Origin of the sequence: Paenibacillus rhizoplanae, assembly GCF_042684125.1 — a bacterium.
Classification (GTDB): Bacteria; Bacillota; Bacilli; order Paenibacillales; family Paenibacillaceae; genus Paenibacillus_AQ; species Paenibacillus_AQ rhizoplanae.
The window spans coordinates 36,077-60,145 of sequence record NZ_JBHUKY010000011.1; the positions used below are offsets into that span (position 1 = coordinate 36,077).

Here is a 24,069-nt window from a genome sequence, read left to right on the forward strand (position 1 = left end):
ATATGGATACATCTATATATATATTAGGATTTGTTATATTTCTTGCACTGGCGTTCGACTTCATCAACGGGTTCCATGATACTGCCAATGCCATTGCTACCTCTGTCTCAACACGTGCGCTGAAGCCGCGTACAGCCATCATGCTGGCTGCAAGCATGAACTTTATCGGAGCGCTGATGTTTGAAGGCGTTGCGAAGAAAATCGGCGGCAGCATTGCCGATCCGGCAACCCTGGATAACGGGATAGATATTCTTATTGCGACGCTTATCGCAGCGATTATCTGGAATCTGTTAACCTGGTGGCTGGGAATTCCATCCTCATCCTCTCATGCGCTTATCGGAGCTTTGGCCGGTGCGGTATATGTAGGTGCAGGTTCAGAGAACGTTAAATGGCACGGCTTCATTGAGATTGTGGAGGGGCTGATCTTCTCCCCGCTCATTGCGTTTGTTATTGGTTATATCGTCATGATGATCCTGAAATGGATCTTCGCGAAGCATAGTCCGCATACGGTCAATAAAGGATTCAGATCCATGCAGGTGATTACGGCAGCCTTGCAATCCTTCACGCATGGTACGAATGATGCCCAAAAGGCTATGGGGATTATCACCTTTGCGCTTGTAACCTCAGGACGGCTGGATACCATGCATGTTCCGCTCTGGGTTAAGATCGCAGCCGCTACATCGATGGCGCTCGGAACGTCTATCGGCGGCTGGAAGATTATTAAGACGATGGGCACGAAGATTTTCAAAATCGAGCCGATTAACGGCTTCGCGGCGGATATTTCGGCGGCCTCTGTTATTTTCACAGCCACGCTGCTGCATCTGCCGGTAAGTACGACACATGCTATTACTTCATCCATACTGGGTGTAGGTTCAGCCAAGCGCTTCTCCGCTGTCAAATGGGGAGTGGCCGGACGGATCGTGGTTACCTGGTTCATTACCATTCCGATCAGCGCCTTGCTGGCGGGAGTGATCTTCAAGCTCTTCTTCTAGATGGGAACAGAATAGATTGCCTGGACAAGATGTCGCAGAAGCCACGAATGGCTTTAGGACATCTTTTTTTGCGTTCAGCGGTAAGCCTCGGCCTAAGAGTGGGTTCTTTGATTTTTCAAGCGAGAAATGTCACAAAAAGTCACAACAACTCGATAAAAAAAGTTAATAGGCGTTCGAAGAAAATGAAATACATAACATGACTAAAAGAAAATAACATATAGTAAATGAATTTTGCGTAGTATTATGTAGGATTTGGTAGTCTCTGAAGTAAGGTTTGTTTTAAGTGTTACCATTGCTGACAAACATCCGATTAGACAAAGGAGGCCAAGCCGTTGATCGACTTTCATCAGGTAGACAAACATTACGGACAATTCCATGTACTGAAGGGCATTGACATGCATGTTCAGGAAGGGGAAGTAGTTGTTGTAGTCGGTCCTTCCGGCTCCGGCAAGAGCACGATGCTGCGCTGCATTAACCGTCTGGAGACGATCACGAGCGGCGGATTAACCGTGGACGGTATAACTGTAAACGAACGCAAGACAGATATCAATACCCTGCGCAAAGAGATTGGAATGGTCTTCCAGCACTTCAACCTGTACCCGCACAAAAAGGTAATTGATAATATCACGCTGGCTCCGGTGAAGGTGCTGGGCTTAAGCAAAGCGGAAGCGGAGAAGACCGCAATGTATTATCTGGAGAAGGTCGGCATTGCCGACAAGGCGCAGTCCTATCCTTCCCAGCTATCCGGCGGACAGCAGCAGCGGGTGGCGATTGCCCGGGGGCTAGCGATGAAGCCGAAGATTATGCTGTTTGACGAGCCGACCTCGGCACTGGACCCGGAGATGGTCGGGGAGGTGCTCGATGTCATGCGTGCTCTAGCCCGCGAGGGCATGACGATGGTCGTGGTGACCCATGAGATGGGCTTTGCCCGCGAGGTGGCGGACCGGGTCATCTTCATGGATCAGGGACAGATCGTGGAAGAGGCGGAGCCGGAAGCCTTCTTCGCCAGCCCGAAGGAAGAGCGGACGCGAACTTTTCTCAGCCGTGTATTAAGCCATTAAACTAAAAATATAGGAATCCGGGGAGGAAACGAAATGAAAATGTCCAAGAGCTTCAAGGTGTTAAGTGTGCTGACGATTGCGGCCATGCTGGTCATTGCCGGGTGCGGCAACAACAAGGGCAAAAATGAACCTGCGGCAGGCGGCAATGCAGGCGGAGGGGCAGCTGCTGACTCTGAGGCCATTGCCAAGATCAAGGAGCGCGGCAAGCTGCTCGTCGGCGTGAAGTTCGATACCCGTCTGTTCGGTCTGAAGGACCCCGCCTCCGGCAACGTGGAAGGCTTCGACATCGATATTTCCAAGGCCATCGCCAAAAAAATTCTCGGTGACGAGAATGCCATCGAGCTGAAGGAGGTCACCTCCAAGACGCGTATTCCGATGCTGAATAACGGCGAGATCGATATGGTGGTGGCTACCATGACCATTACGGAAGACCGCAAGAAGGAAGTAGATTTCTCCGACGTCTATTTCCAGGCCGGTCAGTCCCTGCTGGTGAAGAAGGGCAGCCCGATTACAGGTCTGGAGAGTGTTACCAAAGATACGAAGGTCCTCGGCTCCAAGGGGGCAACCTCGATCAAGAATATCAAAGAGAAGGTGCCGGGCGTAACCGTGCTTGAATTCGATAACTACCAGGATGCCTTCAGCGCGCTCAAGGCGGGTCAGGGCGATGCGCTCACTACGGATGATGCGATTCTGTACGGGATGGCCTCACAGGACCCCGGATTTGAGGTAGTAGGGAAGCCATTCACCGATGAGCCTTACGGCATTGCGGTCCAGAAAGGCAACGCCGATGTAGTTAAGGCGATTAATGATACACTGGCTGAACTGAAAGCAAATGGGGAGTATGATGCCATCTATTCGAAGTGGATTGGTAAAGCTCCGGCCAAATAAGCTGTTCCAAGCAAGGGCTTGCTGCATACAAGGTAAGAACGAATAAATCGGTTTCACACGAATTTCTCGTAGAAACGGTAACGCCTTGTCTAAGGACGGCAACGCCGTTTCTACTTGTTTGTAGGAACGGCTGTCATGCCGGGCAGGACCGGACTCATCTATAGGTAAAGGCAGGTGAACATTGATGGATTTCTCAATATTAACGAAATACTTCGGACTGTATATGGAAGGCTTCTACGGTACACTGCTGTCCAGTGTGCTGGCCCTCATCGGCAGCTTCCTGATCGGCGCGGTTGTTGCCGTCTTCCGCATTACTTCAGTCAAGGGACTACGCTGGTTCGGCGCGGTGTATGTGGAGTTCATCCGCAACATCCCGCTGCTGCTGGTCGTGTATATTTTCTATTACGGGCCTTCCGCTCTGGGCTTCACGCTGGACGGCTTCAAGGCAGGAACGATCGGACTCGCCGTATATACCTCGGCCTTCATCGCCGAAGCGATCCGTGCCGGAATTATGGCCGTTCCCAAGGGACAGATGGAGGCGGCACGTTCCTCCGGTCTCAGCTACATACAGACCATGCTGCATATCATTCTGCCGCAGGCGATCAAGCTGGTGATTCCGCCGCTCGGCAACCAGTTCATTAACCTGATTAAGAACTCTTCGGTACTGACTCTGGTGGCCGGTCTTGATCTGATGTACTTCGCGGACGGGATCTCTACAGAGACTTACCGGACCTTCGACACCTACATTTTCGTAGCGGTATTCTATCTCGTGCTTACTCTTCCGCTCAGCTATGGCGTGCGGATCTGGGAGCGCAGACTGCAGCGCAAATATTAAGAAGCATCATACAAGGACATCTGAAGCTAAAGGAGGGATATTATGGATTTCATAGGTGCATACTCCGCCGATAATCTGAAGTTTCTGCTGGACGGATTGTATGTGACGCTGATCGTTGCTTCTGTATCGATCTTCCTAAGCTTTCTGATCGGCTGTATTATTGGCGTCATCCGCTACTCGGAGGTGCCGGTGCTGTCTCCGGTCATGTTCTACCTGGTGGAGCTGATCCGTAATCTGCCGCTGCTGCTGATCATCTTTTTCATCCGCTTCGCCTTGCCGGAGGTCGGAATTAAGCTCGGACTGATTACTGCGGCCATTGCAGCACTAACTATCTTCGAGGCGGCGATGATTGCCGAGATTGTCCGCGGCGGGTTAACGTCAATCGACAAGGGGCAAATTGAGGCGGCGCGTTCCTCCGGTCTCAGCAATGTACAGACCTTATGGCATATCGTACTTCCCCAGGGGCTGCGGCGGATGGTTCCGCCACTGGTCAGCCAGTTCATCTCCCTGCTGAAGGATACTTCGCTCGCCGTTGTCATTTCCCTGCCGGAGCTGATGCATAATGCCAACATTGTCATCGGTCACAGCTATAGATATGCCATCCCTACGCTGGCGCTGGTTGCCCTGATTTATTTTGTCGTCAATTACCTGCTGTCGCTGTTGTCCAGAAGGCTTGAGCAGAGGGCAGTATAACCCTTAGCCGAATGAGGATTAAGCCATATTCAATCCAGTGCGGCTATGATACTATAGTTGTCAACCTCTCTAGGCAGGAGCAGTGGCGATGGGACAATCGATTCTGAGCATGAAGGCGGTACAGATTCTGCTGGTAGCCGCCGTTACTGCGGTAGCCGGAGAATTCAAGATCAACCCGTTTGACGGAGATATCTTCCGGATTGCCATGGGCAGCAGCGCTTTTCTACTCTTCCTGCTGTTAATGAGGCAACTGCCGTATATCCTCACAGGCTGTGCTACCGGGCTGGTCGTGCTGCTGTTCCGGACTGCCATGGATATGGTGGAGGGAAGCGGACTGACGGTGGAGCAGAGCCTTAGCAGCCACTTCTCGGCAATGATCTATTACATGATGTTCGGCGCACTGATGCATGTCATCAAGAGTCAGATTGATACCTTCCATCCGCTGGTGCTGGGCGCCGTTGCCGCGCTGATCGATCTCCTGTCGAATGAAATGGAGCTGCTGACCCGGCTGATTGTGCTGGATTCGGCTACCTTCCGGCTGAACGAGTGGACGTACCTGATGGCGATTGCTGTCTTGCGTACGTATTTCACCACCGGGGTATATAGCAGTATCGCTGTCAGCCAGCTGCGTATCCGGGAGCGGGAGCAGTATGAGCGGACCCAGCAGATGCTCGGATTCGGCTCCGGCCTGTACGGGGAAGTGTTCTATTTGAAGAAGTCCATAGGTACCCTGGAGCTGGTAACGCTGAACAGCTTCGAGCTGTACAGCAAGCTGAAGGACGGAGCAGGCACGGGGCGTTACAGCCGGCAGGTGCTGGACATCACCCAGCAGCTCCATGAGGTGAAGAAGGATTCGCAGCGGATTCTGGCGGGGCTGGTGAAGCTGGTGGAGCGCGAGGTGAACGGGGACATGCCGTTGTCAGGCATTCTGCAGTTCGCGGTCAAGAGCAATGCCAAATATGCGGAAATGCTGGGCAAAGAGATTAAGTTCCATTCTCACATCACCTCCGATTACACAACCGACAGTTACATTCCTCTATTGACCCTGCTTAATAATCTCACCGCCAATGCGGTGGAAGTCATCCAAGGAACAGGCAGCATCCATCTGAACGCTTATGAGCAGGACGGCATGACTATTCTGACAGTGACCGATAGCGGGACAGGCATCGGGAAGCGTGACCTTGACCTGCTGTTCGAGCCAGGCTTCACCACGAAATTCGATGAAGAGGGCATCGCAGCCACAGGGATCGGGCTCTCTCATGTACGGGATATAGTGAATATGTTCGAGGGAAGTATTACGGTTCAGCCGGTATCGCCTACCGGAGGAGCGATGTTCCAGATTATGGTGCCGAGCGTGAAGCTGCGGAAGGAGGAATAGAGGATGCCGCTATCATTCTGTATTGTAGATGACGACGCGTCGGCGAGAAGAATGCTGCAGCATATTATTGAGGACAGCGGGCTTGGTGAGGTGACTGGTACTGCAGAGAGCGGGCAGGAGGGGATAGCCCTGATCCTGAGTGAGACCCCGGACATTGTGCTGATGGATCTCCTGATGCCGGACCAGGACGGGATTGAGACCATCCTCTCTCTTCAGGCACAGGGCTGCCGCTCCAAATTCGTAATGATCTCGCAGATTGAGAACGGGGATATGGTCAGCCGCGCCTACAAGAGCGGAATTGAATTCTTCATCCGCAAGCCGATCAACAAGATTGAAGTCGAATCTGTTCTATATAAAGTGAATGAACGTTACGCCATGGGCCGTTATCTGGATGAGATCAAGCTGACGCTGGGCAAGCTGGAGGGTCTCCAGTTCGGACTGCCGCAGCTGCCACCGGGCAAGCGTACCGTCAAGGAGATTGTTCAGCCGATTCTGATGAATATGGGCATGATCTCGGAGAACGGCAGCCGTGATATTATCACAATCATGGAACTGGCGGTAGCGGAAGGGCAGAGCGGAAGTCTTCCGTCCCTGAAGGAGCTGTATGAGCTGACCGCTGCGAAATACAGACCGGTGCCTGCGGAGGCCGCCAAAGAGGTCAAGGCCATCGAACAGCGTCTGCGCCGCGCACTGGCGGCGGGTCTGACAAGTCTCGCGTCCATCGGTCTGACGGATTACGGCAATCCGAAGTTCGAGCATTATGCGCCGCTGTATTTCGACTTTGAAGAGGTGCGCCTGAAGATGAAGGAGATTGAACAGGGCCGGGATAGCGGCAAGGTGAAGGTGAATATTAAGAAATTCCTGCAGGTGCTGCATCTGGAGGTGCTGGAGGGCTTGGGCCGCTGAAGGGGATGGATGCCGGAACTGAAGCGGGATGACTGCGGGGGCTGGAAGCATAGCAATGCGGGAAATGAAGCCAAAATGATAGCATGATGACACAAGAAACCTCCGGAACTGCTGCCCAGCGGACTGGCGGTTATTTTTTTGGTGAAAGATGCGTTACAATGGTAGGAGAGCGTCAGGCAACAGAAGAGTTGCAATGCGGATAACAGACTTACGGGGGACTTATATATGATACGAACGCTTGTGGTAACTCATCAGGGTGAGGTGCTGACGGATCTGCCGCTACAAGATATAGCGCTGGATGATTATGCCTGGATCTGGGCGGATTTCGCTATGCCGACGGAGGAAGAAACCTTGAGGCTGGACACGTATTTTCATTTTCACCCGCTGGCGATTGAAGACTGTATGCATGTCTTGCAGCGGCCGAAGCTGGATTATTACGAGGATGTGCAGTTCTTCGTGCTGCATTCGCTGAATGAGAGGACATTGGAGGCCGAAGAGATCGACCTGTTCCTAAGCACAAAATACCTCGTCTCCTACCATCACCAGGACAAGCCGGAGATGGAGGAAGCGTGGCAGATGGTCAAAGCTGAGATTCACAGCCGCAAGGGCTGGTCGGGCGGGCCGATGGCTGCTGCTTACACAGTGATGGACAAGCTGGTCGACAAGTATTTCCCGTCCCTGTATACGCTGGAGGATGAACTCGCGGATCTGGAGAGCCAGGGCGGCAACGAATCGGTGGAAGAGCTGATGAGCCAGGTCTTTAATGTACGCGGAAGGCTGCTGAAGCTGCGGCGGACGATTGTGCCGATGCGTGATCTGATGTACCGGATTGTCAATTCGCAGCATGTGCAGAGTAACGGCGAGGAGCGGGTCTACTTCGGCGATATCTACGATCATCTGCTGAAGCTGACCGACATGATTGAAGTTGACCGGGAAATGACCGCCGACCTGCGTGACAGCTATATCTCGCTCAACTCCAACCGGATGAACTCCATTATGAAGACACTCACGGTGATTACCACGGTATTCATGCCGCTGACGCTGATCGCCGGAATCTATGGAATGAACTTCAGGGTGATGCCGGAGCTGGAATGGAAATACAGCTATTTCACGGTGCTGCTGCTTATGCTGGTGCTGGGAATCGGGATGTTCGGCTGGTTCCGGCGGAGCGGCTGGTTTAAGTAGAAGAAAAGCGCGTTAAACGCCGCCGCTTAGGAACGGCGGCGCTTAACGGAGGAAGGCCCACCGGATTTACGCTTCTTGGAGGTGGTATTGCGGCGCTTCGTGACGGGGCGTCTTTTTTTGCGCCGTTTGGGGCTATAGAGGGCTGCATCTTCTTCGGCTGCGAGTTCTCCCGCTCCGCTTCCCTTGCCTTTGCCGAACCCGCCCATCACAAGCTTCACCATCGGAGCCATCTGTGAAAAGCCCTGCATCACCTTCTGCACCTTGCCCATGGTGTTGACGATTCCGTCAATCCCGCCCATCCGGTCAACGATTCCCTTGATCTGTTCCATATTCGCCAGACTTCCAAGATTGCCGAGTCCGCCAAGCAGGCCTCCGGCCTTCGCAGTAGAAGCTTCTGCAGCAGGGAGCGCGAGTGCCGTATCGGTGACTTCAGCGCCATAAGCAGGCAGCAATTCAGGTTCTCCGGGAAGCGGGGCAGGCGTATAAGCAGATAGTCCCGGGTAAGGTGACGGATTGTAGGGTTCAGCCAGTGAACGGCCTTGCTGGCGGGAATGATTATAGTAATGCTGAGGCATAGGATCACATTCCTTCGTTAGTGGTTTGCTATACTGTATGTCATGGGCGAACAGACGGTATAGACGAATGCCCGGGTAACCGGGATACCAGCGGAAAAGGGCGGATGCCTATAGAGGGGCAGGCGGAAGTGAAGAAACCGTGTCCATGCTTGATTTCGCACGGTTTTGTAGTACTATGAGTAAGGCGGTCTAGCCTGGGAGCAGAAAGTAGAAGGTGGATTAACCCCGGTTATGATGTGCGCCTGGAGTGGACGTTTGTCCATCATTTTCACTCTTTACAGCGTGAAACCGTTAATGCTTGAAAAATGTGCTCCAGTACAATATAGTAGAGGCAAGCTAGTCACATTAAAAGTTAATGTTTAGGGGATGATAGGGCGATGCAGCTAAAGAAGCTAAACGATAAAAGTATCGATCAATTATTTGAGGCTATTTTAACATTGAAAAATATGGAAGAATGTTATGTATTCTTTGATGATCTGTGCACCGTGAACGAAATTCAATCGCTCTCGCAGCGCCTTGAGGTTGCGCGGATGCTGGGCAAGGGGTCTACATATAATCAGATCGAAGCCGAGACGGGAGCCAGTACGGCTACAATTTCCCGTGTGAAGCGCTGCCTGAACTATGGTAATGACGGTTATAAGCTTACGCTGGAACGTCTGGGCCGTTAATCTATGGTTCCGGGTGTATTGTTGATCAGTCACGGCTCCCGTGATCAGGCCTGGGTGTCGATGGTAGATGAGGCAGTGAGCCATCTCACGCTCCGGGAGGAGCTGCCGGTGGCAGTGGCTTTCCTTGAGCTGGTAGAAGGACGATTGATACAGGATGGAATCGATACGTTGGAACATGCAGGGGTCACAGATATTATTGTGATCCCCTTGTTTGTGTCTTCCGGCAGCACGCATGTCGATGAGATAGAGTATGCGCTGGGCGCGAAGCCTGTTCCTGAACGGGAGACCGACCTTGCGCCGTTCAGGGTTGCCACGAAGGTTCATTACGGCTATCCGGTTGATGACGATCCCGATATTGCGCAGATGCTATGGGATAAGCTCCGGGAACTGTCGCAGCATCCCGGGCGTGAGATGGTGCTGCTGGTCGGACACGGCAGCAGGCATGACGGCTTCCGGCAGCGCTGGGAGCAGGGCATCTCTTCACTTGCCGCGCGGGTACGGGAGATAAGCGGGCTGGCCGCGGCTGATTACGGGCTGCTGAACCCGGACAGTGTGAGAAGCCGGGTGGAGCATTGGCAGGAGCAGGGCTATGATGTGCTGGTGGCTCCGCTTTTTTTGAGTGAGGGGTACTTCACCAAAGTGGTTATTCCGCAGCGGCTGGAGGGACTGGATTATGCCTACTCCGGCCAGACGCTGCTGCCGCATCCGCTGCTGCCGCGCTGGATTCAGCGGCAGGTGGAAGCAGCGCTCCAGCGTCTTGAGAGTCAGGAGTAGTTAGTACGCGGGTAATGAAGCTGATTATAGGGTGCGACCAGTGTTCAATGTAGCCACAGCTACCACTGCTGCATACATATATCTATACTTTCTGCCGATCTTCTAAGCTTGGAGCCCGGGCGGAGGGTATACTTATATTCCTCCTCCGTTCCCCGACATTGCTTGTGGGGTACAGAATTGGGTATAATCAGTAAAGTTATCCATTATATAAACAGGTGGCGTTCCGGTAATGAAAACTGCGAGATTGATTTATAATCCCACTTCTGGTCGGGAAGAAATGAAAAGACGACTCGCCGATATTCTAGACCGGCTGGATATGGGCGGTATCGAAGCTACCTGCCATGCAACAACGGGAGAGGGCGATGCTACTGCGGCTGCAGCCCAGGCTGTGGAGCGCGGTACTTATGATCTGATCATAGCTGCCGGAGGCGATGGTACACTTAATGAAGTGATTAACGGGATGGCGGAGAAGCCGAACCTTCCCCCGCTCGGCATATTGCCGCTGGGAACGACGAATGATTTCGCGCGGGCCATGGGCATTCCGAAGAATTGGGACGAAGCCTGCGACCTGATTCTGCGTCAGGAATCGCGCCTGATTGATCTCGGCAAAGCCAATGACCGTTACTTCATTAATATAGCAGGCGGTGGACAGCTGACGGAGCTGACCTATGAGGTCCCCAGCAGGCTGAAGACCATGATGGGTCAGCTCGCCTATTACCTGAAGGGGATCGAGAAGATGGCCAGCCTTGCTCCGCAAGAGCTGTACATCCGCGCGAACGGCCAGGAGATGATCCATGACGAGTTCATGCTCTTCCTGATTGCCAATACGAATTCGGTCGGCGGCTTCGAAAAGCTGGCTCCGGGTGCGCGCATCGATGACGGCCTGCTCGACGTTATTGCCGTTAAGAAATGCAACCTGGCTGAGTTCATCCGGCTGGTGCGTCTGACCATTCGCGGAGAGCACCTGAATGACAAGAAGGTTATCCATTTCCGTACCGATGCGATGGAGGTTACCTCCCCAGGCCACGTCCTATTGAACCTGGACGGTGAGCTTGGCGGCACTTTGCCTGGCAACTTCAGCATCCTGCCGCAGCATCTGCGGATTTTTGCGCAGAACTAATCGTGAAGAACATGAAAGAAGTGAACCTATACACATGAATAAACAACGCAGCAGGCGCAGCGCAAGCCGCCGGGAGCAAGGGGCGGCCCCTGTCGCCGGACTGCCGGTGAATAAGAATGATGAGGTCCTGCTCGATATCATCGGCATGACCCATGAAGGAGAAGGGGTAGGCCGCGTAGAGGGCTATACCCTATTTGTGCAGGGCGCTCTTCCCGGTGAGAGAGTCCGGGCCAGAGTGCTGAAGACCAAGAAGCAGTATGGCTACGCCAAGCTGCTGGAGCTGGTGCAGGCCAGCAGCGACCGCATCGCGCCGCCCTGCCCGATCTATGATCAGTGCGGCGGCTGCCAGCTGCAGCATATGGACTACACCGCGCAGCTCGCGTGGAAGCGCCAGCTGGTGGTGGACAACCTGCAGCGGATCGGGAAGCTGGAGGTGGCCGGTGCGGCGGGTGCAGATGCGGCAAGTGCATCTGGGACTCAAGGCGAAGGCATCCGCGTGCTGCCCACCCTTGGCATGGAAGAGCCCTGGCGTTACCGCAACAAGGCCCAGGTGCCTATTGGGGTTACGGATGGCGGTCTGGTTGGCGGCTTCTATGCACGGGGCAGTCACCGGATCATCGACATGGAGACCTGTCTGATCCAGCATGAGGACAACGACAAGGTCGTTGCCACCGTCAAGAGCCTCGGCCGTGAGCTGGGCATTACCGCTTATGATGAAGAGACCGGTCGTGGACTGCTCCGCCATGTAGTGGTGAAGAAGGCGTTCCGCACCGGCCAGATGATGCTGGTGCTGGTCACGAACGGCCGGGATATCCCGCACCTGGACGCCTGGCTCGGCAGTATCCGCGAGCAGCTTCCGGCAGTGGTCAGCATCTGCCAGAATATTAACACCCAGCGGACCAATGTCATCTTCGGCAACGATACCCGCGTATTGTGGGGCAACGAGGTCATTTACGACTACATCGGTGAGGTGCAATTCGCCATCTCGGCGCGCTCCTTCTACCAGGTGAACCCGGCCCAGACCGAGGTGCTGTATGGCAGAACTCTGGAGTACGCTGCACTTACCGGCAAGGAAACTGTGATTGATGCCTACTGCGGCATCGGTACCATCTCCCTATTCCTGGCCCAACATGCGGATCAGGTGTATGGTGTAGAAATCGTGCCCGAAGCCATCGAGGACGCCCGCGCCAACGCGAAGCTGAACGGAATGAACAACGTGAAGTTCGAAGTCGGCGCTTCGGAGGATGTCATCCCGGCCTGGAAAGAACAGGGCATCACCCCAGACGTCATCGTTGTCGATCCCCCGCGCAAGGGCTGCGACCCGCGTCTGCTGGAGACCATCCTGCTTATGCAGCCGGAGCGTGTCGTATACGTGTCGTGCAACCCATCCACCCTGGCCCGTGATTTGCGGGTGCTGGAGGATGGGGGCTACCGGACGGTGGAGGTTACGCCGGTGGATATGTTCCCGCATACGGTGCATGTGGAGTCGGTGGCTTTGTTGGTGATGGATGTTGTAACCCTCTAATAAACCCGTGCTATAACAAATAAACCACTGCTAAAAAAGAATAAAGATTTGATAAAGTCGATAAATAGATGCAGAGGAGAGGAAGAATCCCTCTGCTGTAACCCCCACATAAACGGACCTTTGATCACTTAATGTTTACCTATAAGCCGAGCAATCTTCAGGCATTCCCCTGATTATCGCTCGGCTTTTCTTTTCCCAGTATCCCTTTCTACGAAGCTTCAATCCATAAAGAACAACCCAAGAATAGGGTTGGTTAGTTCTGAGGTGAGGTAACGTACAAATAGATTATAAAATTTAAAAGTATGAACAGAGAATATTGAATTTAATTGCCTCTTTCATTTGATATGGTGATCTCGTAATGGGCAAAGGCAATCCAGAATGGGGGGGAATCGAGAAAGTCAATTCGTTTACAGCATGCTTGCTGGCGGAAGAGGTGTAAGTGAACCTGATTTTTTATTGAAAGCGTTATCATCTTAGTGATTGAGGACATGGAGTTCCATAAATACCGGTTTGATTTCTTTTGGTAGTTAATTGAATGACTGCTTTTGTTCTATCGTAGAGAAAACACCTCTTCGATATGGTTAAGCTGATTTTCCAGGTGTGAAAGTTGAGTTTATTTATTATCATTTTAACAATCCGATGAATGGGAGTGGATGACTGTTGTTGAAGAATCGTATGTTTTATGGGGTAAAGCTCATACTCGCGATGATGCTTGCCATACCGATTTTATGGACAGGTAACGCTACAAGAGCAACAGCTGATGGTACTGGGGTGAACACGAACTTAAGCGGCTGGGTGACTTCGGGGGATGCGGGGACATTAACGAACAGTGCAGACGGGAAGCTGCTCACGTCTGGCGGTAATTTCTTTGCGCTATCGACAACGACTGCCAACGATTTTACTTATGAAACGGATGTGACCATTCGCCAATTCCAAGGGAGTGGCGCATTGGTATTCCGCTCCAATAACAGCGGCTGGGGCTCTTATATGCTGCAGATCGATCCGGTAGGCGGCCGGATTCGCTTGAAGGATGCGAACGGAGATCGTGAGCTGGGCGTGTACAGCGTTTCGCTTGCGGCTAACACAACCTATCATCTGAAAGTGAGAGCTGTTGGATCAGCGCTCCAGGTATACTGGGGGAGCAGTGCTACACCTGTGATTAGCATAAATGATAACGCTTACACCGGAGGTTACTTAGGTGTTCAAGTTTGGAACAGCACGATGTTGTTCCAGAACATCATAATGACACCGAATTCGACAACGCCAACTTCAACTCCAACTGCAACACCAACACTAACACCAACAACTCCACCCGTGTACACGAACCTAAGCGGCTGGGGAACTAGTAATCTGAAAAGTTGTATGTCGAGGGGCGAGTGGACGCTGAATCAGAACATTGTTAAGGGCGTCGGATCTGCGAACGCAGAAGCGACTTGTATCGCCGACAGTGTGACAAGCGATTTCGTGTTTGAGGGTGACGTGACGGTGGATTCCCAAGCGCCGCAAGCGGTCGCAGGGTTGATGTTCCGTTCTGACAGGGATGGTGCGAACGGATATATTCTTCGAATACGGCCGAGCGATCATACCGTCACATTACTCAAAAAACACGGGGACACCGAAACGGTAATCCAATCGAAATCCGGCATTCCTTTGAAGACTGGGAACAAACACCATATTGAAATAACGGCGATAGGTTCGAACCTTACGGTTTATGTCGATGGGTATTCGGCGGAGAAGATCGTAGCACAAGATGCCGACTTTTTGAGCGGATACGCCGGAATGACTGTGAAGAATGGGGCCGCCTATTTTCAAGATGTGTATCTTACCCCATACAGCAATTATTATACTGAACTGTACCGGCCGCAATACCATTTTACGGACACGCGAGGATGGGCCAGCGATCCGAACGGACTGGTGTATTTTGAAGGTGAATATCATCTGTTCCACCAGGATGGAGGCCAATGGGCTCATGCCATCAGCACCGACCTTTTACATTGGAAGCAGATGCCGCTTGCGTTGAAATGGAACCACTTGGGGCATATTTGGTCGGGGTCCACGGTTGCTGATTTAACCAACGCTTCAGGGTTGTTCGGGGACTCGGGCGGTAAAGGTTTGATTGCCTATTATACTTCATTCAATCCGAATAAGTCGAACGGCAATCAGAAGATCGGGGCTGCGTATAGCAAAGACAAGGGACGCACGTGGGTATATTACGGGGATGACGCCATAGTGCCTAACCCGGGCGGCATTAACGGCAGTTGGGATTTCCGCGATCCGAAAGTCGTGCGTGACGACGTCAATAACCGATGGATTATGGTGGTATCTGGCGGGGATCACATTCGCTTTTATACATCGACTGATCTGCTTCATTGGACGTGGACCGACAATTTCGGATATAGCCAATATATACGCGGCGGGGTGTGGGAGTGCCCGGATTTGTTCCAACTTGCGGTGGACGGGAATGCAAACAATAAAAAATGGGTGCTGATGATCAGTACCGGCGGCAACCCGAATACGCAAGGTTCGTCGGCGGAATATTTCATTGGTCAGGTAACGGCGGATGGAAAATTCGTAAATGACAACCTTCCGGGCAAAGTGTTGCTTACCGACTTCGGGAAAGAGAATTACGCTGGGATGTCGTTCTACAACACACCAGATAACCGGCGCATTACGGTGGGATGGATGTCAAATTGGGATTACCCATTTAGCTTCCCGACCGAAGGTTGGAAAGGGCAATTGACAATTCCCCGCAAGCTGTCGTTAAAGACCGTGAACGGGAACGTCATCCTTGCGCAGAATCCGATAAGCGAACTGAGCTCATTGCGTGGAACCGATTTTTCAGTTAACAATGTTTCGGTAACACCGCAATCCGGCAATATCCTTGGAACGATCAATGGAAATGCATACGAAATTGTCGTGGAACTCCAGCTCCCCAATTCTGGAGCGGCTACCGAATTCGGATTCCGATTGCGGGAAGGCGGAGGACAGAAGACGGTCGTCGGCTATCGGAGTACCGATAACAAGATGTTCATCGATCGATCCGCTTCCGGCAGAACGGATTTTTCTTCCAATTTTACGACGTTGCATGAGGCGGTTGTGCAACCCGTCAACGGTGTCGTCCGTATGCATATCCTTGTGGATGAGTCTTCTTTGGAGCTATTTGGCAACGACGGGGCAGTGGTCTTTTCGGACATCATCCTACCGGATTCCACTAGCAGCGGGATGAGCTTTTATGCATCCGGTGGAGCGGTTGTCGTGAAATCATTACACGTGTATTCCTTGAAAAATACATGGAGAAGTTCGATGTAGATGGTAATACAGTACAATGAATAGTGCTGGATCGCCGATTGCTGGAACTCGGAGTCGGCGATCTAGTATGGATGAAAGATGCCCAAAGAATTTACCGTGGTTACACATGAAGCTTCAAAAGCTGGAGCGAAAAAAAGAATACTGATTCCCAACGTCTGTGATGCTCATAGAATTCCCGTTATTAATACATTTGATATGATGAGGAAATTAAAGGTTAGGCTTGGCTAGGATAACTTCATCCAGGGGATTCCCTCTGGATTTTTTTGTGCAATTCTTAAAATGTCTTGATGTGAATCTGATGTGAAACCACCTTAAAAGCTGTTAACATATAAGACGAAATTTATAAAGGCCTACGGGGACAGGTAAACCAGGAATCCACCAGACAATAGCCGCTATGAGGCGGGAGCCTGTGACGAAGGCTTTGTTTTCTGGGCAATAGTATCGTCGTGAATGACAAACAGCGGCTCCGCCGTGCGCCGGGAGGTCTCCAGGATTTGGCGAAGGGATTCTATTGACTTTGTTTTGCAGCACCGTTTCATCCCAGACGCCTTCGGCGAGAAAATGGCCCAATGTCGTACGATGGCAGTCGGTGCTTTAACAAATAGTTGCGGATGGCGCTAGGTTCAGGTACGATGGCGATATGAGACATTGTGATTTCCCCTTCGTGAAAAAGTGTGTTGTGGTGACTACTTTTTAACATAAGGAAAGCACTTTGTCTCTATTCTTTTGTATTTTACAGTTTACTGGAAGTGGATTTGCTCATTTATAGTTATTTATTTAGATTTTTTTGTGGAGGTATCAACAGTGATTGTAAATACAAAATTTCAGATCCCCCATATACGAAATACTATGGTATCCCGCCCGAAGCTGATGCGCAAGCTTAATGAGGGGATGGAAACCAAGCTGATGCTTGTTTCCGCGCAGGCTGGTTATGGAAAGACTACAGCTTTATGTGAATGGGTGAAGCAATGCACCACATTTGTTGCGTGGGTCTCTTTAGATAAGCATGATAATGAGTGGATTTCATTTTGGAGTTGCGTAACGGCCTCCATTCAGGAGAGAATCCCTAGCTTTGGCCAAACGATTGGGTGTCTTCTTGAGGAAGGACCTTCGGAATCTTCAGAGCCTATGATTAAGGAACTTTTGAATGAATTGAATCATATAACCGGTGAACTGGTAATCATACTCGACGATTATCATTTCATTGAACTCCCCGATATTCACCAATCACTGAGCTACCTCCTGGAACATTTTCCTCCACATATTCATCTATATATCGCTAGCCGTACCGATTTGCCAATTCCTACTACCAGACTTTTGGCGAAGGGTGAAATGCATTCTATCCAAATGCATGATTTGCGCTTTGAACTGGAAGAGGGGGTTGTGTTTTTTCGAGATACAACGGATTTATCGCTAACGAAAGGGCAAGTAACCGAGTTGTTCCATCGAACTGAGGGCTGGGTCAGTGGATTGCAGCTGGCGGCAATATCTCTGAAACGAAGTGCTAATATAAAGCAGTCCATCCAGCAATTTACGGGTCAACAGCATCATATAGCCGATTACTTGTTGGAAGAAGTGTTCCTCCATCAATCGGAAACCATGCGGTCCTTTTTATTGGAAACGTCCATTTTAAGTAGAATGAACCATTCTTTATGCCAAGCAGTAACGGGTCAAATGAACAGTCAAGAACAATTGCAGAGACTGGAGCAGCTAAATTTATTCATTATACCCTTAGATGAGGAGCGGAATTGGTATCGGTATCACCATTTACTTTCCGATTTCTTGCGACAGCTAGGGTCCAGAACGAATTCGGACAAATGGATTCAAGTGCACATCCGCGCGGCGAAATGGTTGGAGAAAAAAGGGTTTGATGAAGAAGCGGTCGAGCATTATTTAGAAGGCCAACAGTTTGCGGATGTTATCCGGTTGATCGAGAAAAACCCCCCTGCCTTGATGCAATCGAAGAGTGTTGCGTTGATGAGGTGGGTAACTGTTTTACCTGAAAGCGCCATTGCGGAGAAGCCGATGATCGAAATATTTTATATAGCCGTAATGATGCTAGGAGGTAAGTGGGAAGCCGCATTTCAGAGAATGGAGCAAACCAAAGTCCGGTTTGAAGCACTGCAAGGGAAATTACCCGATGTAGACTGGAACAAGGTTATGGGTAATATCTATTTCTATTGTGGTATGGCCTCTTATATCCAAAATGACTTTGTGCGAGCATCGGATTATTTGGCCCTTACAGAACGATATATGCCGGAAGGAAGCTACTTTCAGGTGATGGGGGTAAACCGGTATGAAGGGTACAGTAGGAATTATGATCAATTAACTTTAATCAAAGATCTGTATGCGGCGGAAGACTTTATTAGGAAATGGATTAAAGTATGGGAGAATAAAAATGATTATCCTTTTATTGGATATATGTACTTGGCATATATCCATTTGCTGTATGAGTGGAATCGATTGGAGGAGGCAGAATTTTACTTCGGTCAGTCATTGGGGCGCAAAGACCATCAGCCTCTTGCACGAATTAGGATCCAATTGGGCATCGCTGCATCGCGGATTGAGCAAGCCAAAGGTAATCCAAAGCGAGCGTCCGAACTATTGGCGCAATTGAAGTCGGAAATTAACTCACCCGATTATGCTTTCTTTATTGTGAAAATCGAAACGGAACAAGCTTATCTATCTTTGCGGCAAGGCTCGCTCCAAGATGCGCTTGATTGGTTGGAAAGGTGTGGTCTTGCGCATACGGATGAGGTTTCATTGAATCTTATGGCAGAGCATCTGATTGTGGCTAGAGTGCTTGCGGCGAGCGAACGAATAGAAGAAGCGCTGTACCTGTTGGAAAGACTATATCTCTTAGTGTGCAAGGGAGACTGTCTCCGTGATCACACCAAAGTATTAATTGTGCAAAGTGTGACGCTATGGCATTCGGGTCAAACGGAGGCTGCGCTCATTCCATTGGGCACTGCTTTGGATTTGGCCAAGCCGGATGGATATATTCGTAGTTTTATTGACGAAGGTTCTGTAATGGCGGAGATGCTTAACGCATATTCAAACGTTCAGCAAGATAGCAATACTTCTTCGGGTTTCTATGTAAAGCAATTGTTGCGCGCTATGAATGATACACCAGAGGTTGATCAATCACCGAAAGAAAAACTGACAGGGCAGGAATTTAAAATTTTTCTGCTAATGATGGATAGATTGATGAACAAGGAAATTGCCGAGCGTCTGAATATTACGGTAGATACTGTGAAATTTCATATTAAAAATATCTACAAAAAGCTTGAAGTCAACAATCGTAAACAAGCACTGCAACTTGCAAAAAAATTATAGAGGCTTGGTTAAAATGCCTATCCTTTTTGAAAACCTACCCCAGGCGGGTAGGTTTTATTTTGTTTATTTTAATTTATAGTAGAGAAGAATTTTAAATTTTGAATTTTGAAAAAAGGCGGGTGAACAATTTATGAACAAACGTTGGATTTCTTTAGTAATGTCATTAATTATTCTATTGGGTATGATCCCTACTTTTGCTAGTGCTGCTTCTACTGATAATTGGGTTAATCAGAAACCTGCTAACCTTGTTACCAGTAATCAGGACGTCTGTTACAGTAACGGCAAGTTTATGGCGGTGACTGATGAGGGAGGCATCTTAACCTCGAGTGACGGAACGAGTTGGACGCTTTTCGATCCGCGAACTACAAATAGGCTTTCTAGTATCATTTGCGATAGCGGCAAGTATGTGGTTGTGAGTAGAACTGGGAATGCATCGTCCTCTAGTGACGGAGTGAACTGGAAAACAGGCTTTACCCTCAATAATTATTTATCCCTTTGGGGCGTTAGCTATGGCAACGGCCTGTATGTGGCGGTAGGGAACAAAATTACTGAAGATAAAGGAGCCATATACACCTCTACGACGACTGGGGATCCGGACTTATGGACGGATCGCAATGTAAATAACACTTCAACACTTACGGGCGTCACCTACGGCAACCAAAAGTTTGTGGCGGTGGGAGAAAGTGGAGCGATACTGACCTCGAGTGACGGAGTGAGCTGGACGAGCCGAAATTCGGGCACTGCGGCTGATCTTAAAGGCGTCAAATATCTAAATGGTAAGTTTGTGTCTTGGGCAGTAGACGGAACAACGATATTGACCTCGGTTGACGGAGTGAGCTGGAGTGTAATCACCACGTCGGGCCTTATCTGTGCGAAATGTGAGTTGGTAAATTCTGGCGTCCTTCATAGTGTATCCTACGGAAATGGTGCGTATGTGGGTGTGGGATCATTTAATTCTATCTATACCTCCAGTGACTTAGTGAGTTGGACGAAAAGGTATGAGGGTACGTACGGGTCTCTTAATGGCGTCACCTACGGCAACGGCACGTTTATCGCGGTAGGTAACAGAGGAGACATATTTCAAAACATTGATCTCCCGGCATACACCGTAACGTATAGCGGCAATGGCAGCACGGGAGGAACCGTGCCAACGGATAGCAATCCGTACACGAAAAATGCAACGGTAACCGTATTAGGCAACACGGGAAGCTTGGTGAAGACGGGCAACACCTTCGCAGGTTGGAACACGGCGGCGAACGGAAGCGGCACAAACTATGCGGAAGGTGCCACGTTCAGCATGGGAGCGGCGAATGTGACGCTGTATGCGCAGTGGACGGCCAACCCGACATACACCGTAACGTATAACGGCAATGGCAGCACGGGAGGAACCGTGCCAACAGACAGCAATTCGTACGCGCAGAATGCAGCGGTAACCGTAATAGGAAATACGGGAAGCTTGGTGAAGACGGGCAGCACGTTCGCAGGTTGGAACACGGCGGCGAATGGAAGTGGCACAAGCTATGCGGCGGACGCTACATTCAGCATGGGAGCGGCGAATGTGACGCTGTACGCGCAGTGGACGGCCGATCCGGCATACACCGTAACGTATAGCGGCAATGGCAGCACGGGAGGAACCGTGCCAACGGATAGCCATTCGTACGCGCAAAATACAACGGTAAACGTATTAGGAAACACGGGGAGCTTGGTGAAGACGGGCAGTACCTTCACAGGTTGGAACACGGCGGCGAATGGAAGTGGCACAAGCTATGCGGCAAATGCAACGTTCAGCATGGGAGCGGCGAATGTGACGCTGTACGCGCAGTGGACAGCCGACCCGGCATACACCGTAACGTATAGCGGCAATGGCAGCACGGGAGGAACCGTGCCAACGGACAGCCATTCGTACGCGCAAAATGCAGCGGTAACCGTAGTAGGCAACACGGGAAGCTTGGTGAAGACGGGCAACACCTTCACAGGTTGGAACACGGCGGCTGACGGAACAGGAGCACCATATGCGGCAAATGCAACGTTCGACATGGGAGCGGCGAATGTGACGCTGTACGCGCAGTGGACGGCCGACCCGACATATACCGTAACGTATAGCGGCAATGGCAGCACGGGAGGAACCGTGCCAACGGATAGCCATTCGTACGCGCAAAATGCAGCGGTAACCGTATTGGGCAACACGGGAAGCTTGGTGAAGACGGGCAACACCTTCATGGGTTGGAACACGGCGACGAACGGAAGCGGCACAAACTATGCGGAAGGTGCCACGTTCAGCATGGGAGCAGCGAACGTGACGCTGTATGCGCAGTGGACGGCCGACCCGACATACACCGTAACGTATAGCGGCAATGGCAACACGGGAGGAACCGTGCCAACGGACAGCAATTCGTACGCGCAGAATGCAACAGTAACCGTAGTAGGCAACACGGGAAGCTTGGTGAAGACGGGCAACTCCTTCACAGGTTGGAACACGGCGGCTGACGGAAGTGGCACAAGCTATGCGGCAAATGCAACGTTCGACATGGGAGCAGCGAACGTGACGCTGTACGCGCAGTGGACGGCCGACCCGACATACACCGTAATGTACAACGGCAATGGCAGCACGGGAGGAACCGTGCCAACGGATAGCCATTCGTACGCGCAAAATGCAGCGGTAACCGTATTGGGCAACACGGGAAGCTTGGTGAAAACGGGCAACACCTTCATGGGTTGGAACACAGCGGCGAACGGAACAGGAGCACCATATGCGGCAAATGCAACGTTCGACATGGGAGCGGCGAACGTGACGCTGTACGCGCAGTGGACGGCCGACCCGACATACACCGTAACGTATAGCGGCAATGGCAGCACGGGAGGAACCGTGCCAACGGACAGCAATTCGTACGCGCAGAATGCAGCGGTAACCGTATTGGGCAACACGGGAAGCTTGGTGAAGACGGGCAACACCTTCATGGGTTGGAACACGGCGACCGACGGAACAGGAGCATCATATGCGGCAAATGCAACGTTCGACATGGGAGCGACTAATGTGACGCTGTATGCGCAGTGGACGGCCGACCCGGCATATACCGTAACGTATAACGGCAATGGCAGCACGGGAGGAACCGTGCCAACGGATAGCAATCCGTACGCGCAAAATGCAACGGTAACCGTATTGGGCAACACGGGAAGCTTGGTGAAGACGGGCAACACGTTCACAGGTTGGAACACGGCGGCCGACGGAACAGGAGCACCATATGCGGCAAATGCCACGTTCAGCATGGGAGCGGCGAATGTGACGCTGTATGCGCAGTGGACGGCCAACCCGACATATACCGTAACGTATAACGGCAATGGCAGCACGGGAGGAACCGTGCCAACAGATAGCAATCCGTACGCGCAAAATGCAACGGTAACCGTATTGGGCAACACGGGAAGCTTGGAGAAGACGGGCAACACGTTCACAGGTTGGAACACGGCGGCCGACGGAACAGGAGCACCATATGTGGCAAATGCAACGTTCAGCATGGGAGCGGCGAACGTGACGCTGTATGCGCAGTGGACAGTTAGCCCTGGTGGCGGTAGCGGTGACGGTGCTGGCAGTGGAGGTGGAGGCAGCATCCCAACGCCACCAGAGAACAGCATTGTAATCTCAGTGAATGGCGAATTATCGCTTCCCGCAGGCAGAATGGGTAAGGTTAGTTTGGGAGATGCCATCACAATAGATATTCCGGCAAATGCAAAGGACAAAGAACTGAAATTAACGATTAAACAACTTACTGGGACTCAAGATCTTCTAACGGATGAAGACGTTCTGGCTAGTCCGATCTTCGAGATTCTGAAAAATTTCTCGGAGAACTTCAGTAAACCGGTAACACTGACTTTTAAGTTTGATCCGACAAAATTGAGCGGTAATCAAAGAGCAGCCGTGTTCTATTATGATGAAGTGCAGAAGAAATGGGTGGAAGTTGGCAGTGTTGTTAGGGGGAATCAGATTACCGCAGCAGTAACCCAATTTACAAAATTTGCGGTAATGGTTGTAGGGCAAGCGGCAAGTGAGCCAAAACCAACGATTGACTTTAGCGATATATCTGCACACTGGGCGAAGGCAAGCATCAACCAAGCGGTAAGCAGCGGAATCGTCACTGGTTATCAGGACAGCACGTTTAAGCCGGACAAAACCGTGACTCGTGCGGAATTTGCCGTCATGCTGATGAATGCATTGAAGACGCAAGGAGCGGGAGCGGCGCTGACGTTCACAGATACAGCGAAGATCGGAAGCTGGGCGCAGATAGCGGTCGCGCAAGCGGTGCAAGCAGGCATTATTAATGGCTATGAGGACGGTACTTTCCGTCCAGCCGGGGAAATTACACGTGCAGAGATGGCAGTGATCATTGCAGGTGCTTTGGGTAAATATAGCGAAGCGAATGTCACGGCAACTAGCTTCGCAGACGACAAGGACATTCCAGCGTGGGCAAAAGCTGCGGTTGCTTATGTAAAGCAAACAAGCATCGTGCAAGGGAAAGGCGACAATAAATTTGCTCCTGAGGATCATGCAACAAGAGCAGAGGCCGTAACGGTTCTGCTGAACATGCTGGCTCAAAAGAGCAAGTAAAGTGAAAATTGTCAACCCAAACTGATTTTTAGAAGTAAATAACAAGGGTTATCCTTAAAGCGGTTAAAGTAACTGCTGCTTAGGGGATAGCCCTTTCCTTAATATACATGACTTTGACATTTCAAATGCTTGGATTTTAAAATCGTTGACAATTGGTATATTTGCAATTTATACTAAACATATCCATTTACGGGTGTCATTCACCGTAGTGAAGTAGAGCATTT

Annotated in this window: 17 protein-coding genes and 1 pseudogene; 16 read left to right on the forward strand and 2 right to left on the reverse strand. The window is 51.0% G+C overall.

Annotated elements, in window-relative coordinates; genetic code table 11:
- Nucleotides 1-2 precede the first annotated feature (2 nt).
- From ACFSX3_RS03825 to corA, 8 genes are all read left to right on the forward strand, one after another.
- Nucleotides 3-992, forward strand: coding sequence for an inorganic phosphate transporter (locus ACFSX3_RS03825; protein ID WP_209992034.1), 990 nt, complete (start codon nt 3-5; stop codon nt 990-992).
- Nucleotides 993-1,324: 332 nt separating this feature from the next.
- Nucleotides 1,325-2,053 carry an amino acid ABC transporter ATP-binding protein gene (locus ACFSX3_RS03830; RefSeq protein WP_209992033.1) on the forward strand — a complete coding sequence of 243 codons (729 nt, stop codon included), beginning with the start codon at nt 1,325-1,327 and terminating at the stop codon, nt 2,051-2,053.
- Between the two features lie 33 nt (nt 2,054-2,086).
- Nucleotides 2,087-2,941, forward strand: coding sequence for a glutamate ABC transporter substrate-binding protein (locus tag ACFSX3_RS03835; protein ID WP_379258022.1), 855 nt, complete (start codon nt 2,087-2,089; stop codon nt 2,939-2,941).
- 184 nt (nt 2,942-3,125) lie between these two features.
- On the forward strand, nt 3,126-3,776 hold the full coding sequence (locus ACFSX3_RS03840; RefSeq protein WP_209992032.1) for an amino acid ABC transporter permease: 651 nt from the start codon (nt 3,126-3,128) through the stop codon (nt 3,774-3,776).
- A gap of 42 nt (nt 3,777-3,818) precedes the next feature.
- On the forward strand, nt 3,819-4,469 hold the full coding sequence (locus ACFSX3_RS03845) for an amino acid ABC transporter permease (RefSeq protein WP_209992031.1): 651 nt from the start codon (nt 3,819-3,821) through the stop codon (nt 4,467-4,469).
- Between the two features lie 88 nt (nt 4,470-4,557).
- Entirely contained in the window at nt 4,558-5,847 is a 1,290-nt protein-coding gene (locus ACFSX3_RS03850; RefSeq protein ID WP_209992030.1) for an ATP-binding protein, read from the forward strand.
- Between the two features lie 3 nt (nt 5,848-5,850).
- Nucleotides 5,851-6,753, forward strand: coding sequence for a response regulator (locus tag ACFSX3_RS03855; RefSeq protein ID WP_209992029.1), 903 nt, complete (start codon nt 5,851-5,853; stop codon nt 6,751-6,753).
- A gap of 225 nt (nt 6,754-6,978) precedes the next feature.
- Complete coding sequence (corA, locus tag ACFSX3_RS03860) at nt 6,979-7,938, forward strand: magnesium/cobalt transporter CorA (protein ID WP_209992028.1); 960 nt, start codon at nt 6,979-6,981, stop codon at nt 7,936-7,938.
- 26 nt (nt 7,939-7,964) lie between these two features.
- On the opposite strand, the gene ACFSX3_RS03865 is transcribed toward corA, so the two are convergent.
- The gene (locus ACFSX3_RS03865) at nt 7,965-8,513 is read right to left on the reverse strand and encodes a tyrosine protein kinase (RefSeq protein ID WP_209992027.1); all 549 of its coding nucleotides are present in this window, start codon (nt 8,511-8,513) and stop codon (nt 7,965-7,967) included.
- 377 nt (nt 8,514-8,890) lie between these two features.
- Here ACFSX3_RS03865 and ACFSX3_RS03870 point away from each other — a divergent pair, with 377 nt between their 5' ends.
- The 6 genes from ACFSX3_RS03870 (at nt 8,891) to ACFSX3_RS03895 (ending at nt 16,137) form a co-directional block, all read left to right on the forward strand.
- A complete protein-coding gene (locus ACFSX3_RS03870; RefSeq protein WP_019913624.1) occupies nt 8,891-9,181 on the forward strand; it encodes a YerC/YecD family TrpR-related protein in 291 nt (96 codons plus the stop codon).
- Nucleotides 9,182-9,184: 3 nt separating this feature from the next.
- A complete protein-coding gene (locus ACFSX3_RS03875; protein WP_209992026.1) occupies nt 9,185-9,955 on the forward strand; it encodes a sirohydrochlorin chelatase in 771 nt (256 codons plus the stop codon).
- Nucleotides 9,956-10,184: 229 nt separating this feature from the next.
- A complete protein-coding gene (locus ACFSX3_RS03880) occupies nt 10,185-11,075 on the forward strand; it encodes a diacylglycerol kinase (protein WP_209992025.1) in 891 nt (296 codons plus the stop codon).
- Between the two features lie 34 nt (nt 11,076-11,109).
- Nucleotides 11,110-12,600: a 23S rRNA (uracil(1939)-C(5))-methyltransferase RlmD gene (rlmD, locus tag ACFSX3_RS03885; protein ID WP_209992024.1), complete on the forward strand. Its 1,491-nt coding sequence runs from the start codon at nt 11,110-11,112 to the stop codon at nt 12,598-12,600.
- Nucleotides 12,601-13,263: 663 nt separating this feature from the next.
- Nucleotides 13,264-15,909 (forward strand): GH32 C-terminal domain-containing protein, encoded by a 2,646-nt coding sequence (locus tag ACFSX3_RS03890; RefSeq protein WP_209992023.1) that lies wholly within the window; start codon nt 13,264-13,266, stop codon nt 15,907-15,909.
- A 78-nt stretch (nt 15,910-15,987) separates the two neighbouring features.
- A complete protein-coding gene (locus tag ACFSX3_RS03895) occupies nt 15,988-16,137 on the forward strand; it encodes a DUF4411 family protein (protein ID WP_209992022.1) in 150 nt (49 codons plus the stop codon).
- 176 nt (nt 16,138-16,313) lie between these two features.
- Here the strand turns inward: ACFSX3_RS03895 and ACFSX3_RS33290 are convergent.
- Nucleotides 16,314-16,558: pseudogene (locus tag ACFSX3_RS33290) on the reverse strand (IS701 family transposase); the annotation flags it as partial.
- Nucleotides 16,559-16,713: 155 nt separating this feature from the next.
- Here ACFSX3_RS33290 and ACFSX3_RS03900 point away from each other — a divergent pair.
- Nucleotides 16,714-19,245 (forward strand): LuxR C-terminal-related transcriptional regulator, encoded by a 2,532-nt coding sequence (locus ACFSX3_RS03900; protein ID WP_209992021.1) that lies wholly within the window; start codon nt 16,714-16,716, stop codon nt 19,243-19,245.
- 412 nt (nt 19,246-19,657) lie between these two features.
- Nucleotides 19,658-23,845 carry an InlB B-repeat-containing protein gene (locus ACFSX3_RS03905; protein WP_379312624.1) on the forward strand — a complete coding sequence of 1,396 codons (4,188 nt, stop codon included), beginning with the start codon at nt 19,658-19,660 and terminating at the stop codon, nt 23,843-23,845.
- The last annotated feature ends 224 nt before the right edge of the window (nt 23,846-24,069 follow it).

Excerpts from the sequence above, each read along its gene's own strand:
- ACFSX3_RS03895 (WP_209992022.1), top strand. The coding sequence starts at position 15,988 with ATGCCCAAAGAATTTACCGTGGTTACACATGAAGCTTCAAAAGCTGGA.
- ACFSX3_RS03875 (WP_209992026.1), top strand. The coding sequence starts at position 9,185 with ATGGTTCCGGGTGTATTGTTGATCAGTCACGGCTCCCGTGATCAGGCC.
- ACFSX3_RS03880 (WP_209992025.1), top strand. The coding sequence starts at position 10,185 with ATGAAAACTGCGAGATTGATTTATAATCCCACTTCTGGTCGGGAAGAA.
- ACFSX3_RS03825 (WP_209992034.1), top strand. The coding sequence starts at position 3 with ATGGATACATCTATATATATATTAGGATTTGTTATATTTCTTGCACTG.
- ACFSX3_RS03835 (WP_379258022.1), top strand. The coding sequence starts at position 2,087 with ATGAAAATGTCCAAGAGCTTCAAGGTGTTAAGTGTGCTGACGATTGCG.
- ACFSX3_RS03850 (WP_209992030.1), top strand. The coding sequence starts at position 4,558 with ATGGGACAATCGATTCTGAGCATGAAGGCGGTACAGATTCTGCTGGTA.
- corA (WP_209992028.1), top strand. The coding sequence starts at position 6,979 with ATGATACGAACGCTTGTGGTAACTCATCAGGGTGAGGTGCTGACGGAT.
- ACFSX3_RS03840 (WP_209992032.1), top strand. The coding sequence starts at position 3,126 with ATGGATTTCTCAATATTAACGAAATACTTCGGACTGTATATGGAAGGC.
- ACFSX3_RS03855 (WP_209992029.1), top strand. The coding sequence starts at position 5,851 with ATGCCGCTATCATTCTGTATTGTAGATGACGACGCGTCGGCGAGAAGA.
- rlmD (WP_209992024.1), top strand. The coding sequence starts at position 11,110 with ATGAATAAACAACGCAGCAGGCGCAGCGCAAGCCGCCGGGAGCAAGGG.
- ACFSX3_RS03870 (WP_019913624.1), top strand. The coding sequence starts at position 8,891 with ATGCAGCTAAAGAAGCTAAACGATAAAAGTATCGATCAATTATTTGAG.
- ACFSX3_RS03865 (WP_209992027.1), bottom strand. The coding sequence starts at position 8,513 with ATGCCTCAGCATTACTATAATCATTCCCGCCAGCAAGGCCGTTCACTG.
- ACFSX3_RS03845 (WP_209992031.1), top strand. The coding sequence starts at position 3,819 with ATGGATTTCATAGGTGCATACTCCGCCGATAATCTGAAGTTTCTGCTG.